Source organism: Staphylococcus simulans (genome assembly GCF_025561465.1).
GTDB lineage: Bacteria > Bacillota > Bacilli > Staphylococcales > Staphylococcaceae > Staphylococcus > Staphylococcus simulans.
The window spans coordinates 554,307-569,793 of record NZ_CP095100.1 but is presented as its reverse complement, the minus strand read 5'-3'; the positions used below and the strand labels follow the sequence as shown (position 1 = coordinate 569,793).

The window sequence follows — 15,487 nt, the reverse complement described above, 5'->3', positions numbered from 1 at the left end:
GCAAATTCAATAATTTCTTTTAATCCCTATTACTTTCATTATGTATAAAAAAAGAACACACCTCAAATGAGATGTGTTCCAAAAATCATTGATAGATTTTTTAGTTAAACTTATTGTTTATCTTTATTGTCTTTACGACGTCTACCGAATAACAAGATTGAACCTAGAGCTGCAAATAATCCACCGAATAATGGTGCGTTATTTGTGCTTTCTGTTTCACCTGTGTCTGGTAAAGCTTCTTCCTTCTCTTTAGAACTTGCTTCTTCAGAAGGCTTTTCTTGTTTTTCAACTGCTGGTTGTTCCACGCTTGGAGCTGGAGTAACAGCTGGTGCAGTTGGTTCCTCTGGTGTTGTTGGAACTTCCGGTTTTTCAGGTGTGCCTGGCTCTTCCGGTGTTGTCGGAACTTCTGGTTTTTCAGGTGTGCCTGGTTCTTCCGGCGTTGTTGGAACTTCTGGTTTTTCAGGTGTGCCTGGTTCCTCTGGTGTTGTCGGAACTTCCGGTTTTTCAGGTGTGCCTAGTTCCTCTGGTGTTGTCGGAACTTCCGGTTTTTCAGGTGTGCCTGGTTCCTCTGGTGTTGTCGGTTCTTCCGGTTTTTCAGGTGTGCCTGGCTCTTCCGGTGTTGTCGGAACTTCCGGTTTTTCAGGTGTGCCTGGTTCCTCTGGTGTTGTCGGTTCTTCCGGTTTTTCAGGTGTGCCTGGTTCCTCTGGTGTTGTCGGTTCTTCCGGCTTTTCAGGTGTGCCTGGTTCTTCCGGTGTTGTCGGTTCTTCCGGTTTTTCAGGTGTGCCTGGTTCCTCTGGTGTTGTCGGTTCTTCCGGCTTTTCAGGTGTGCCTGGCTCTTCCGGTGTTGGATCCTCTGGTGTTGGTTCTACTACTGGTTTGTAGAATCCGCTGTCGATTGTTTTATCATCTGCGTTATTTACAATCACTGTTACAGTTTTGCCGTCTGAGTCTAATGCAGTATTTCCTACATTAACTAATGTTGGTTCATAACCTTCTGGCGTTTCAAATGTAATTGTATATTCACCATTCGGTAAGTTTGTGAACTCATAATTACCATTTTCGTCTGTTGTAGTTGTAACTGTTGATCCATCTGGTTTTGTCAACGTTACTTCTACGCCAGGGATGCCAGGTTCATTTGAGTTTTGGATACCGTCTTTGTTTGTATCTTCCCAAACTTTATCGCCAACTGTGTAAGTTGCTGGTACTGGTGTTGGTTCTACTACTGGTTTAAAGAAGCCACTATCAATTGTGTAGTTATCTGCATTATTGATTGTAACTGTTGTAGTTGTTCCATCTGAATCAAGCGCAGTATTTCCTACATTAACTAATGTTGGTTCATAACCTTCCGGTGCTTCGAATGTGATCGTGTATTCACCATTTGGTAAATCTGTGAATTCATACTTACCATTCGCATCTGTTGTTGTTGTAACGACTGAACCATCCGGTTTCGTTAACGTTACTGTTACACCTTCGATACCTACTTCGTTAGAGTTTTGGATACCGTCTTTATTACTATCTTCCCATACATAATCACCTAAGTTATATGTTGCTGGTACTGGTGTTGGCTCAACTGTTGGTTTGTAGAAACCGCTGTCGATTGTTTTATCGTCGCCGTTATTAACAGTAACTGTTGTTGTCGTACCGTTTGAGTCCAATTCAGGGTTGCCAACATTCGGTGTTGTCGGTTCATAACCTTCCGGTGTTTCGAATGTGATCGTGTAATCACCGTTCGGTAAGTTTGTAAACTCATAGTTACCGTTATTGTCTGTTGTTGTCGTTACTGTTGATCCGTCCGGTTTTGTCAACGTTACTTCTACGCCAGGGATACCTGGTTCATTTGAGTTTTGTACTCCGTCTTTGTTTGTGTCTTCCCAAACTTTATCACCAACTGTGTAAGTTGCTGGTTCTTGTGGTGTTTCTTGTACTGGTTTGTAGAAACCGCTGTCGATTGTTTTATCGTCGCCGTTATTAACAGTAACTGTTGTTGTTGTTCCGTTTGAGTCCAATTCAGGGTTGCCGACATTCGGTGTTGTTGGTTCATAACCTTCTGGTGTTTCGAATGTGATTGTGTAATCACCGTTCGGTAAGTTTGTAAACTCATAGTTACCGTTATTGTCTGTTGTTGTCGTAACTGTTGAACCATCTGGTTTCGTTAATGTTACTTCAACACCAGGGATACCTGGTTCATTTGAGTTTTGTACTCCGTCTTTGTTTGTATCTTCCCAAACTTTATCGCCAACTGTGTAAGTTGCTGGTTCTTGTGGTGTTTCTTGTACTGGTTTGTAGAAACCGCTGTCGATTGTTTTATCGTCGCCGTTATTAACAGTAACTGTTGTTGTTGTTCCGTTTGAGTCCAATTCAGGGTTGCCGACATTCGGTGTTGTTGGTTCATAACCTTCTGGTGTTTCGAATGTGATTGTGTAATCACCGTTCGGTAAGTTTGTAAACTCATAGTTACCGTTATTGTCTGTTGTTGTCGTAACTGTTGAACCATCTGGTTTCGTTAATGTTACTTCAACACCAGGGATACCTGGTTCATTTGAGTTTTGTACTCCGTCTTTGTTTGTGTCTTCCCAAACTTTATCGCCAACTGTGTAAGTTGCTGGTTCTTGTGGTGTTTCTTGTACTGGTTTGTAGAAACCGCTGTCGATTGTTTTATCGTCGCCGTTATTAACAGTAACTGTTGTTGTTGTTCCGTTTGAGTCCAATTCAGGGTTGCCGACATTCGGTGTTGTTGGTTCATAACCTTCTGGTGTTTCGAATGTGATTGTGTAATCACCGTTCGGTAAGTTTGTAAACTCATAGTTACCGTTATTGTCTGTTGTTGTCGTAACTGTTGAACCATCTGGTTTCGTTAATGTTACTTCAACACCAGGGATACCTGGTTCATTTGAGTTTTGTACTCCGTCTTTGTTTGTGTCTTCCCAAACTTTATCACCAACTGTGTAAGTTGCTGGTTCTTGTGGTGTTTCTTGTACTGGTTTGTAGAAACCGCTGTCGATTGTTTTATCGTCGCCGTTATTAACAGTAACTGTTGTTGTTGTTCCGTTTGAGTCCAATTCAGGGTTGCCGACATTCGGTGTTGTTGGTTCATAACCTTCTGGTGTTTCGAATGTGATTGTGTAATCACCGTTCGGTAAGTTTGTAAACTCATAGTTACCGTTATTGTCTGTTGTTGTCGTAACTGTTGAACCATCTGGTTTCGTTAATGTTACTTCAACACCAGGGATACCTGGTTCATTTGAGTTTTGTACTCCGTCTTTGTTTGTGTCTTCCCAAACTTTATCACCAACTGTGTAAGTTGCTGGTTCTTGTGGTGTTTCTTGTACTGGTTTGTAGAAACCGCTGTCGATTGTTTTATCATCGCCGTTATTAACAGTAACTGTTGTTGTCGTACCGTTTGAATCTAATTCAGGATTACCGACATTCGGTGTTGTTGGTTCGTAACCTTCTGGTGTTTCGAATGTGATTGTGTAGTCACCGTTCGGTAAGTTTGTAAACTCATAGTTACCGTTATTGTCTGTTGTTGTCGTTACTGTTGATCCGTCTGGTTTTGTCAACGTTACTTCTACGCCAGAGATGCCAGGTTCATTTGAGTTTTGGATACCGTCTTTGTTTGTGTCTTCCCAAACTTTATCGCCAACTGTGTAAGTAGCTGGTACTGGTGTCGGCTCTTCAACTGGTTTGTAGAATCCGCTGTCGATTGTGTAGTTATCCGCGTTATTGATTGTTACTGTTGTTGACGCGCCGTCTGAATCCAATGCATCGTCACCTACGTTGACTAATGTTGCTTCATAACCTTCCGGTGCTGTGAAATCAACTGTGTAGTCGCCGTTTTCTAGACCAGTAAACTCATATTTACCGTTCGCATCTGTAACTGTCGTTACTGTTGATCCGTCTGGTTTTGTCAATGTTACTGTTACGCCTTCGATACCCACTTCATTCGAGTTTTGGATGCCGTCTTTATTGCTGTCTTCCCATACATAGTCACCTAAGTTGTATGTTGCCGGTACTGGTTCTGGCGCAACCACTGGTTTGTAGAATCCGCTGTCGATTGTGTAATTATCCGCGTTATTGATTGTCACTGTTGTTGACGCGCCGTCTGAATCCAATGCATCGTCACCTACGTTGACTAATGTTGATTCATAACCTTCCGGTGCTGTGAAATCAACTGTGTAGTCGCCGTTTTCTAGGCCAGTGAATTCATATTTACCGTTCGCATCTGTAACTGTTGTTACTGTTGATCCGTCTGGTTTTGTTAACGTTACAGTTACGCCTTCGATTCCTACTTCGTTAGAGTTTTGGATGCCGTCTTTGTTGCTGTCTTCCCATACATAGTCACCTAAGTTGTATGTCGCTGGTACTGGCGTTGGTTCTTCAACCGTTGGTTTGAAGAATCCGCTGTCGATTGTGTAGTTATCTGCGTTATTGATTGTTACTGTTGTTGACGCGCCGTCTGAATCTAATGCGTCGTCGCCTACATTGACTAATGTTGCTTCATAGCCTTCCGGTGCTGTGAAATCAACTGTGTAGTCGCCGTTTTCTAGACCAGTAAACTCATATTTACCGTTCGCATCTGTAACTGTCGTTACTGTTGATCCGTCTGGTTTTGTCAATGTTACTGTTACGCCTTCGATACCCACTTCATTCGAGTTTTGGATGCCGTCTTTATTGCTGTCTTCCCATACATAGTCACCTAAGTTGTATGTTGCCGGTACTGGTTCTGGCGCAACCACTGGTTTGTAGAATCCGCTGTCGATTGTGTAATTATCCGCGTTATTGATTGTTACTGTTGTTGACGCGCCGTCTGAATCCAATGCATCGTCACCTACGTTGACTAATGTTGATTCATAACCTTCCGGTGCTGTGAAATCAACTGTGTAGTCGCCGTTTTCTAGACCAGTAAACTCATATTTACCGTTCGCATCTGTAACTGTCGTTACGGTTGATCCGTCTGGTTTTGTTAACGTTACAGTTACGCCTTCGATTCCTACTTCGTTAGAGTTTTGGATGCCGTCTTTGTTGCTGTCTTCCCATACATAGTCACCTAAGTTGTATGTCGCTGGTACTGGTTCTGGCGCAACCACTGGTTTGAAGAATCCGCTGTCGATTGTGTAGTTATCTGCGTTATTGATTGTTACTGTTGTTGACGCGCCGTCTGAATCCAATGCATCGTCACCTACGTTGACTAATGTTGCTTCATAACCTTCCGGTGCTGTGAAATCAACTGTGTAGTCGCCGTTTTCTAGACCAGTAAACTCATATTTACCGTTCGCATCTGTAACTGTCGTTACGGTTGATCCGTCTGGTTTTGTCAATGTTACTGTTACGCCTTCGATACCCACTTCATTCGAGTTTTGGATGCCGTCTTTGTTTGAATCTTCCCATACATAGTCACCTAAGTTGTATGTTGCCGGTACTGGCGTTGGTTCTTCAACCGCTGGTTTGAAGAACCCGCTGTCGATTGTGTAGTTATCCGCGTTATTGATTGTCACTGTTGTTGACGCGCCGTCTGAATCCAATGCATCGTCACCTACGTTGACTAATGTTGCTTCATAACCTTCCGGTGCTGTGAAATCAACTGTGTAGTCGCCGTTTTCTAGGCCAGTGAATTCATATTTACCGTTCGCATCTGTAACTGTTGTTACTGTTGATCCGTCTGGTTTTGTCAACGTTACTGTTACACCTTCGATACCCACTTCGTTTGAGTTTTGGATGCCGTCTTTGTTTGAATCTTCCCATACATAGTCACCTAAGTTGTATGTTGCCGGTACTGGCGTTGGTTCTTCAACCGCTGGTTTGAAGAATCCGCTGTCGATTGTGTAGTTATCCGCGTTATTGATTGTTACTGTTGTTGACGCGCCGTCTGAATCCAATGCATCGTCACCTACGTTGACTAATGTTGCTTCATAACCTTCCGGTGCTGTGAAATCAACTGTGTAGTCGCCGTTTTCTAGACCAGTAAACTCATATTTACCGTTCGCATCTGTAACTGTCGTTACTGTTGATCCGTCTGGTTTTGTCAATGTTACTGTTACGCCTTCGATACCCACTTCATTCGAGTTTTGGATGCCGTCTTTATTGCTGTCTTCCCATACATAGTCACCTAAGTTGTATGTTGCCGGTACTGGTTCTGGCGCAACCACTGGTTTGTAGAATCCGCTGTCGATTGTGTAATTATCCGCGTTATTGATTGTCACTGTTGTTGACGCGCCGTCTGAATCCAATGCATCGTCACCTAAGTTGACTAATGTTGATTCATAACCTTCCGGTGCTGTGAAATCAACTGTGTAGTCGCCGTTTTCTAGGCCAGTGAATTCATATTTACCGTTCGCATCTGTAACTGTTGTTACTGTTGATCCGTCTGGTTTTGTTAACGTTACAGTTACGCCTTCGATTCCTACTTCGTTAGAGTTTTGGATGCCGTCTTTGTTGCTGTCTTCCCATACATAGTCGCCTAAGTTGTATGTCGCAGCTACAGGTTTATAGAAACCAGAGTCGATTGTTAAGTTATCCGCACCATTAATTGTTACAGGTACAACTAAACCATTTGAGTCTACAGTGCCATCTGTTCCAGCATTTTGTGTAGTCGGAACATAGCCTTCTGGTGTACTAAATTCTACTGTATAATCTCCGTTATTTAAATCTGAGAATAAGTAGTTCCCATATCGGTCTGTTACTGCTGTATTGATAATGTTACCGTTAGCATCTTTAAGAGTAACTAACACGTTTGAAATTGGTGTTTCTCCACTATCTTGAATACCATTTTGGTTAGTATCTTCCCATACATAGTCACCTAGTCTATAAGTTTCAAGTGTTCCGTCTCCAGTACCTGAACTATTTTCAATTACAAAGCTGTTATCAAAGAAATAACTTGCATAGTTACCAAATTGATCTGTAGCCTCTAATGTTGCTCTTGTCGTTAAATCTGAACTGTAGGTTGGATCGAAGTATGAGTCCATAACTACTACATACGGTGTATCAATAGCACCGAAATTAATAACCATATCACCATTTGTATTTGTATAGATACTACCATTATTGCGGAAATTTTGTGCTAAGTCTTGATAACCTGCAGCGTTGAAGTCATAGCTATCAGTTAATTGACTTGGATCTGGTACTTCATAAATATGGAAATTTGTATAATTAAATCCAATTAACGCATTACTATTATAGTCTTTTGGAGATACAGTAAGAATTGCTCTGCTTAAATTTTCATCAGTAGGGTTAACGTAAATTACTTCCGTGAAGTCATTTGTTGTATTTGTCGCATCAACGTTTGTAATCATTGAATCAACAAAAGCAGGGTAATTTCCGTGTTCGTGTGAATCATACGCGTATGTGATTTGTGTATTATATGCTTCACCAGCTAAATTATAATTTAGTGGATATGTTCCATAATCTTGTGCTGTTTTACGATCAGCAAATTGCGCTAAACTAAAGCTTCCTGAAATATTATCTTTATTATTAACCCAATCAGTGAATGTATAAGTCAAAGTTTTAGATGTTGTATCGTAAACACCATTTGCGACTACATATCCTGATGGTGATAATAAATCAGTTTTAAATTGGTTATTTGCATTTGAGTAATCTAATTCCCCATCCATATTTGCATATGTTGGCATTTGTACAGTGAAATAGTCTCCTGCTTGAACAGCGCCATTAACTGTATAGTCTGCATTCAAACGGAAGTTACCGTTTTGGTTAGGGTCAATTTGTTTTGTTGAGATTGTAGGATTTGAAATAGTAACTAAATCATTTACATTCGTACCTGTTGCTGCTGCTAATGTTGTGAATGTTGTTGGTGATGCTGACATTAAACTTAATGAACGTGACATTGGTGTTGTTTCAGCTGTCGTTTGAATTGTGTTTGCATCTTTATTATCAGAAGATTGTTGCAATAATTTGTATGTTGCTAGTTCAGGTGAATCAGCACTTGTAACACCAGCTTGTGCAGCTAAATCACTTGATTGTAAAGATGTATCTTGAGTAGTACCTGTACCTGCATCTGTAGTTGTATTTGAATCAGCAGCTGCAATGACTTGTTGAGTCGGTTCAGTAGATGAGACAGTATTTTGTTCAGCACTTGGTTCAACTGTTGATTTATCAACCGTTTGGTCAGTAGAACCTTGAGTAGTTACAGGTTCTTCAGCTGTTTGAGCAGAAGTCGTATTTGAAGTGCTTGATGTATCTGCTGATTTTTCTTGTGTTGTAGTAGTTGGTTCTTGTGCAGAAGATGTAGGTGCATCTACTTTATCAGAAGTCGATGATTGTGATGATGTATCAGAAGTTGATTTTTCTTGTGTTGTAGAAGTTGTTGTATCAGCTGACTCTGGTGCTGATTGTGATGAAGTATCTTTTGTTGTCGATGATGTATCTGTAGAAGATGCAGTTTGAGGAGAAGTTTCTTGTTGTGGAGCATCTGACGTAGTTGTTGTATTTGTATCATTATTAGTTGTTGTATTTTGTTCTGGTGTTACAGTTTCACCAGTTGTAGGTGCATCTGTAGTTTTTGTATCAGTTTGTGGTGTTGTTGATTCAACAGGTTGGTCAACCGATTGGTCAGTTGATTGATCTGTTGTGTTTGTTTGTGTTTCTTGTGTCGGTGCAGTCTCTTGAGTTGGTGCAGCATCTTCTGTTGGTTGTGATGCTGGATCACTAGTCGAACTACCTGACGTTTGGTTACCAGTAGAATCAGTTGTTCCTTCTGCAGCTCTTGCTTCGTTACCAATTCCGAACAATAAAGTTGCTCCGACGATAATTGAAGCTGTTCCTACAGTGAAACGACGGATTGAATATTTATTTTGACGCCTTGCGTCAAAGCCTCGCGAATGTGAATTATTTCTCATATTAAGATATAACCCCTTTCCAAAAATTAAAAAATTTCCCTTGTCCAATTGTTACGTATATTGTCTACCACTTACCTAAGTTTTCAAAAAACTAGTATAAATAGATAGTATCACAGTTCCAAACAACTTTGTATTACTATTGATTTATTTTTCGTAAATTTTATGGAACAACGCATTTCAACAACAAAAACTTAACTGCATGAAATTTTTTGATTAAATGTATAATTATGTTAATGAAAAATCATCTGTAAGTTGGTCGAATCCACACGATGCAATTGAACTCAATTTATTTCTTTTTTATAAATTATCACTCTGATTAGAGTTAATTTACTCTACAGTTTCCAAAATAATCTCAATAATAAAGCGTTTACAAATTTAATAACCTCTTAATATTTGTCACAATTTAGACACATTTAGATGATTTCTTTTGTATTTTTTGATTTAAATGCCCTAACTTTGACAAATTAAATGTTGTAAAACATCCCTTTCACATAAAAACCTTCACTTGCATATCCTCCCACACAAATGTAAACTTAAAATATTAATAAGTTTACATATTGAATTTCACTATAAAGGAGATCTCGATTATGCAAATTGCACAAGATATTTTAAATGGCAAATCACTCACTAAAGAAGAAGCCTATAATTTATATACAGATGTATCTATTGATACGATGACATTATTAGATGAGGCTTATGCTATTCGAAAACATTATTACGGAAAGAAAGTAAAACTGAATATGATTTTAAATGCGAAGAGTGGTATCTGTCCTGAAGATTGTGGGTACTGTGGTCAATCAAGGGATATGAAAAGAAAAGACCGTTATGCTTTGATTCCTGAAAATGACATTGTGGCTGGCGCAAATGCTGCTGCTGAACATCAAATAGGTACATACTGTATTGTGATGAGCGGTCGTGGTCCTAGTGATAAAGAAGTTGACCATATCACTTCATCAGTGAAACAAATCAAACAAACGCATCCTGAATTAAAAGTTTGTGCATGTTTAGGCATCGCAAATGATGATCAAGCACAACGTTTAAAAGATGCAGGTGTTGATCGTTACAACCATAACTTAAATACAAGTGAAAATTATCATGATACTGTGGTCACAACCCACTCCTATGAACAACGTGTGAATACTGTAGAAATTATGAAAGCACATCATATATCACCTTGCTCTGGCGTTATCTGCGGCATGGGTGAAACAGATCAAGATAGAATTGATATGGCCTTTGCCTTAAAAGAAATTGATGCAGACAGTATTCCTATTAATTTCTTACATCCTATTCAAGGCACAAAGTTCGGAGAGATGGACGAACTTACACCTATGAAATGTTTACGAATCATTGCTTTATTTCGTTTAGTTAATCCAACTAAAGAAATTAGAATTGCAGGCGGACGTGAAATCAATTTGCAGTCACTCCAACCTTTAGCATTACTAGCAGCTAACTCAATTTTTGTAGGTGATTACTTAATTACAGGTGGTCAGCCGAATGAAATGGATTATCGCATGATTCAAGACTTAGGTTTTGAAATTGATCACAGTAATTTACCTGAAGATACTGCCGAACAAATCACACAGAAATTAGAAGCATAATAGTAGATGCATAAAAAATAGACCTGAGACTGTTATCGTTGTCTCAGGTCTTTCTTATTATGCAACTCTTTCAGCAGTATAAATACTACGTGTTTCCCACTCGCCAGTTTGTGGATTATAATCATCACATGTAATTAATGTTAATTGATCTTTTTTCTTTTTCTGTTCAGCTAACACACTAATTTCAGTAGGTTTTACGTCTTTAATCTTTGTGATTTTATATTTACGTGTTTCTTTGCCGACCTTAAAAGTGACTTTTGCACCTTTTTTTACTTTGTGTAAATTTGTAAATTGATAGTTGCCTGATGTATTTGTATGACCGGCAATCGCTATGTTTTGCTGATCTAATGATTCATCCTCTTCGGCTAAGCTGACACCTCTGTTTAATTGTTCAGGTGTTGCTTCACCAGGATAAACCGCTTCTTTAATATTCACACTTGGTATATCAATATACCCTACCAATTGTGATTTATCTTTAGGAACTTGCGGCACTTCTTTTTTCTCTTGTTTTTTTGAGGCTTGTTGTTTATCGTATTGTTCTATTTTCGCTTCATTTTCTTTACCAGCAATAAAGTGGTTGATTTGTGGTTTAAACACCATAAAGATGCCCGCTAAAATAAGTACGACACCCACTAATGTAAATAACCGTGATTTCCATTTACCCATTATAAACCTCCTAATTCAGTTCGACTCATGCTGTGAATTTCATTCATTATAACATGGTTTTCAATATTCATATAGAGCAATGCGCTCACTAGCAATCACAATAAAAATGTTATACAATTAATTAGATAACAAACTATTTTCAAGGAGAAAGACGATGTGGAATTTATTTAAAGGAATCGTTTTTATATTAGCACTTATCGGAACTTACAAAGTATGGCAAGAAGGCAATTATTTAACTAACTTCCTACATTTCTATGGTCAAATTTTTAATGGTACTTTCTTAAGTCAAATTCAACAATGGTCAGATAATCAACCTTTACTTCAAAACCTTGAATATTATACTGAACAACTTCCTTCATTAGATGAAATCAAAAACTTTCTACATTTAACATAAAATCATCATTTATAAAGCCTGTCACTTACTTTATAAATGATGATTTTATTTTATTGTTGCTTATGGTGTTTCAACTTCATAGATTCTTTATATGCTGCATCAGCACTTTGAAAATGCGGACTGCGAGGAATGACTTTATTTTCGACAGCTGTCTCATATGCTCCTAACTTTTGTGCTTCTGTTTTCTTCGGATCATTAAAGAATGCTTTCAATTGTTTTTCTGTTGTTATACCTTTGACTTTATATTTTTGTGTTGCTGCTGCCTTCGCATCATTCTGCATTTCAGCTTTAATCGTATACAAACCTGAACCCACTACTAACAAAAATAATAATGTACCGATGATTAAATTCTTCATCACTTCACCTCTAGGTATGAATTTCAAAAATATTATAAACCTAACCCTAGAACACACTCCACTTTAAACTTACTTGTTCACTAAATCTACTTATTTCATTTCTTTAAGATGCACCAAAAGTGAAAACTTTACCCTTTACATATAGTAATTGTACCTAGTATAATAAATATATCTTAAATTACATGAAAAAGGATGATTATTAATGTCACAAGTTTTATATATCACTGCACACCCATTAGATGAAATGGTTTCCAACTCAATGGCAGTTGGAAAAGCTTTTATTGATACTTACAAAGCAGAACACCCTGAAGATGAAGTCGTTCACATCGACTTATTTAAAGATGAAGTACCTGAAATCGACGCTGAAGTATTTTCAGGTTGGGGTAAATTACAATCTGGCGAAACATTAACTGATTCAGAACAACAAAAAGTTAACCGTTTAACTGAACTTGTAGATCAATTCGTAGCGGCAGATAAATATGTTTTCGTTACACCAATGTGGAACTTATCATTCCCTCCTGCAGTTAAACGTTATTTCGACGCAGTCGCAGTTGCTGGTAAAACATTCAAATACACTGCTGAAGGTCCACAAGGCTTATTAACAGATAAAGCAGCATTGCATATCCAATCACGTGGCGGCTACTACAGCGAAGGTCCAGCAGCTGACTTTGAACTAGGAGACCGTTATATCCGCACTATCCTAGCATTCATGGGTGTACCTGATATTAGTTTAATCGCAATTGAAGGTCACAATGCAGAACCAGAAAATGCAGAAGAAATTAAACTAAATGCGATTCAACAAGCAGAACAATTCGCAAAACAATTTTAATCATATAAAAACGGGCAACCTTAATGGCTGCCCGTTTTTTATTATTTATCTTCGTTTTTCTTTTCTAATTTTTCTTTTTGCTTTTTCGCTTGCTCTTTAGTTTCGTCTACTACGCGTCCTTGGATTGAACCTTTTTTCTCTTCAGCCATAATATAGCCTCCTTTAGTTATGTTTTGTCTTATATCAACTAAACAAACGGTTGAATTTTATAACCGTACTTATTATATTACCCAAAAGAGAATTGAATCACACATATTTATGCTTTTTCATCTTCAAATTGCTCAAAATAATTTTCATCTAAGTGATTCAAATCTAGATGTTCAATCTGTAACGTTGTATGATGTAAGCCATACTTTGTTTTTAATAATTGCTCTAACTGGTTGATGATGCGATAAGCATCCTGGCTATCTTTACTGTCTAATACCACATGTGCAGATAATGAATACTGATCAGAAGTTACACTCCATAAATGGAATTCATGCACATCTAAAACGTGTTCTGCTTTTTTCATATCATCCATGATTTGATCGACATCTAAACCTTCTGGCACAGATTCCATTAAAATCATCCACGCATTTTTCAAGATTTTATAACCGCCATTTAATAACACAGCTGAAATGACAATACTTAAAATCGGGTCAATCATTTGAATACCAGTCAATTTAATTAAAATTACTGCTAAGATGACACCCACTGAATTTAATAAGTCACCAAAGAAATGCCATAATGCACTTTGAATATTGATATTTTCTTCAGATTTTAAAGAATGATACAGTAACCACGTTAATACAATATTAACGATTAAACCAATTACCGCAATCACTAACATTAGTCCACTTTCAATTTCTCTCGGGAAAATCATACGCATAATAGCTTCATAAAAAATCCACAGTGAAATCACTACAAGTGCCAGTCCGTTCAAGAAAGCAGCGATAACTTCGAACCTTAAAAACCCATAAGTAAAACGGTCAGTCGGCTGCCTGCTTGATAAATAAATTGCGACCATTGATAACCCCAGTGCTAAAACGTCACTGAGCATGTGGAAGGAGTCTGATAAAAGTGCCAGTGAGTTCGACACGATACCCCCTATAAATTCAACAAATGTAAAGAATAACGTAATAATTAAAGATAACCACAGTGTTTTCTTAGAACTTTGTTGAATTTTGCGATGTTCCACATGATGAAAATAATAGGTTCTAGAATAATTTCTCGCCATTATTTTCTTCTCCCCCTTCTTGCCATTGTTCCTTTTCTATCCATTGACAATATATCCCGTAATTAACTTTATACTTCTCACTAGTATATCAGTCTTTAATCGTGGTGTACGCCCCACAAAGCAGTTTCACATGTTTTAATAATACGTTTTAATACCGCAATACGCGCTGTTTTCTTATGATCAGCTGGCACAACATACCATGGTGCATTATGAGTATCGGTTTTTTGAATCATATCCGCACTGGCTTCTAAATATAAATCCCACTTTTCACGGTTGCGCCAATCCTCATCCGTAATCTTCCATTGTTTATCCGGATTTTCTTCTCTAGCTTTAAAACGTTCTAACTGAACATCTTTATCTAAGCTTAAGAAGAATTTTAACAGAATTGCTCCTTCATCTGTCCACATTTTTTCAAAGTCATTAATTTCATGATAAGCACGTTGCCATTCATCCGTTGTCGCAAAACCTTCTACACGTTCTACCAGTACACGGCCATACCAACTGCGGTCAAAAAGTTCAATATGTCCTGTTCGTGGCATATCTCGCGCAAAACGCCATAAGTATTGGTGCGCAAGTTCAACATCTGTAGGTGCACTAATCGCATTGACTTCATAACCCGTCGGATCAAGTTTCTCACGAATGCGTTTAATATTACCGCCTTTACCTGCCGCATCCATACCTTCAAACACTAAAATTAATGGAATTTTTCGTTCATATAACGCAAATTGAATTTCTAACATACGTGCTTGAAGTTTTTCTATTTGTGTTTTGTACTCTGATTTACTGACTTTTTCTAATGGATTATCGAAAACATCTGTTGTATACCCTTCAGTAAATAAACCATCACGTGTTTGAACACGTTCGTGATAAGCTTTAATCGCTTTTTTAAGGCGTTTGATAATGTGTTCATACATTAAAATAGTAGCCGCTTCTCCATCCGTATAATCAATAATCTTCCAATCTTTTTGAGTTGGATCTTGAAGAATTTCACGCATTTCTTCAAGATAAATATCATCCGGAATAACATTTTCATATTCTTGTGCTTTCCATCTTGTAAGAGGATTTTCTTTCGTTTGTCTAATATGTTCTTGGCGTTTTTGTTCATCAATTTCAATATAAAATTTAATGATTTCGTATTGGTCGTTTTCAAGCATCGTTTCAAAACCATCAATTTGATCACGCAATACATGATAATCTTTGTACTGTAAATGCTTAATCCCATTTACTTTGTAATCAATATAGTGCGCATACCAGCTACGGAAATAAATATTAATGTCTCCTTTGCCTGGTAATGTGTTCCAATACTTTTGTAAGAATTGGTAACGTAAATTTTCTGGTGTCGGTGATGCGGTCGCAATAAAGCTCGAGTATTTCGCATCCAAAGTTAATAATAATTCATTAGATAAACGTGTTTTCCCTGCTGCAGGTACACCCTCGAAAAGAATCATCACTGGAATTCCTAATTGATGTGTTGTTCTTGTTAACTCAGATGCTTCTAACTCTAGGTCTTTAATCTTAGTTGACATTATTCTCACCCCATTTTTAAACTTACTTATAAATTAACATTTTTTACGCTTGA

General features: G+C 38.0%; 8 protein-coding genes. 3 read left to right on the top strand and 5 right to left on the bottom strand.

Features of this window, described 5'->3' with window-relative positions:
* Positions 1-110 precede the first annotated feature (110 nt).
* Positions 111-8,849 (bottom strand): SdrD B-like domain-containing protein, encoded by an 8,739-nt coding sequence (locus tag MUA87_RS12945; protein WP_262551243.1) that lies wholly within the window; start codon positions 8,847-8,849, stop codon positions 111-113.
* A 587-nt stretch (positions 8,850-9,436) separates the two neighbouring features.
* Between MUA87_RS12945 and bioB the strand changes: the two genes are divergently transcribed.
* Entirely contained in the window at positions 9,437-10,447 is a 1,011-nt protein-coding gene (bioB, locus tag MUA87_RS02220; RefSeq protein WP_105978385.1) for a biotin synthase BioB, read from the top strand.
* 57 nt (positions 10,448-10,504) lie between these two features.
* Here the strand turns inward: bioB and srtA are convergent, their stop codons facing one another.
* On the bottom strand, positions 10,505-11,113 hold the full coding sequence (gene srtA, locus MUA87_RS02215) for a class A sortase SrtA (RefSeq protein WP_023015493.1): 609 nt from the start codon (positions 11,111-11,113) through the stop codon (positions 10,505-10,507).
* Between the two features lie 154 nt (positions 11,114-11,267).
* On the opposite strand from srtA, the gene MUA87_RS02210 reads away from it, so the two are divergent.
* Entirely contained in the window at positions 11,268-11,507 is a 240-nt protein-coding gene (locus MUA87_RS02210) for a hypothetical protein (RefSeq protein ID WP_023015494.1), read from the top strand.
* Between the two features lie 50 nt (positions 11,508-11,557).
* Here MUA87_RS02210 and MUA87_RS02205 read toward each other — a convergent pair whose 3' ends face one another.
* A complete protein-coding gene (locus MUA87_RS02205) occupies positions 11,558-11,863 on the bottom strand; it encodes a hypothetical protein (RefSeq protein WP_002479843.1) in 306 nt (101 codons plus the stop codon).
* Between the two features lie 202 nt (positions 11,864-12,065).
* Here MUA87_RS02205 and MUA87_RS02200 point away from each other — a divergent pair, with 202 nt between their 5' ends.
* Positions 12,066-12,692 (top strand): FMN-dependent NADH-azoreductase, encoded by a 627-nt coding sequence (locus MUA87_RS02200; RefSeq protein WP_002479844.1) that lies wholly within the window; start codon positions 12,066-12,068, stop codon positions 12,690-12,692.
* Positions 12,693-12,948: 256 nt separating this feature from the next.
* Here MUA87_RS02200 and MUA87_RS02195 read toward each other — a convergent pair whose 3' ends face one another.
* Together MUA87_RS02195 and MUA87_RS02190 are read right to left on the bottom strand one after the other, a co-directional pair.
* Entirely contained in the window at positions 12,949-13,908 is a 960-nt protein-coding gene (locus MUA87_RS02195; RefSeq protein WP_002479846.1) for a cation diffusion facilitator family transporter, read from the bottom strand.
* A gap of 95 nt (positions 13,909-14,003) precedes the next feature.
* Positions 14,004-15,434, bottom strand: coding sequence for a polyphosphate--AMP phosphotransferase (locus MUA87_RS02190; RefSeq protein ID WP_023015496.1), 1,431 nt, complete (start codon positions 15,432-15,434; stop codon positions 14,004-14,006).
* Positions 15,435-15,487 lie beyond the last annotated feature (53 nt).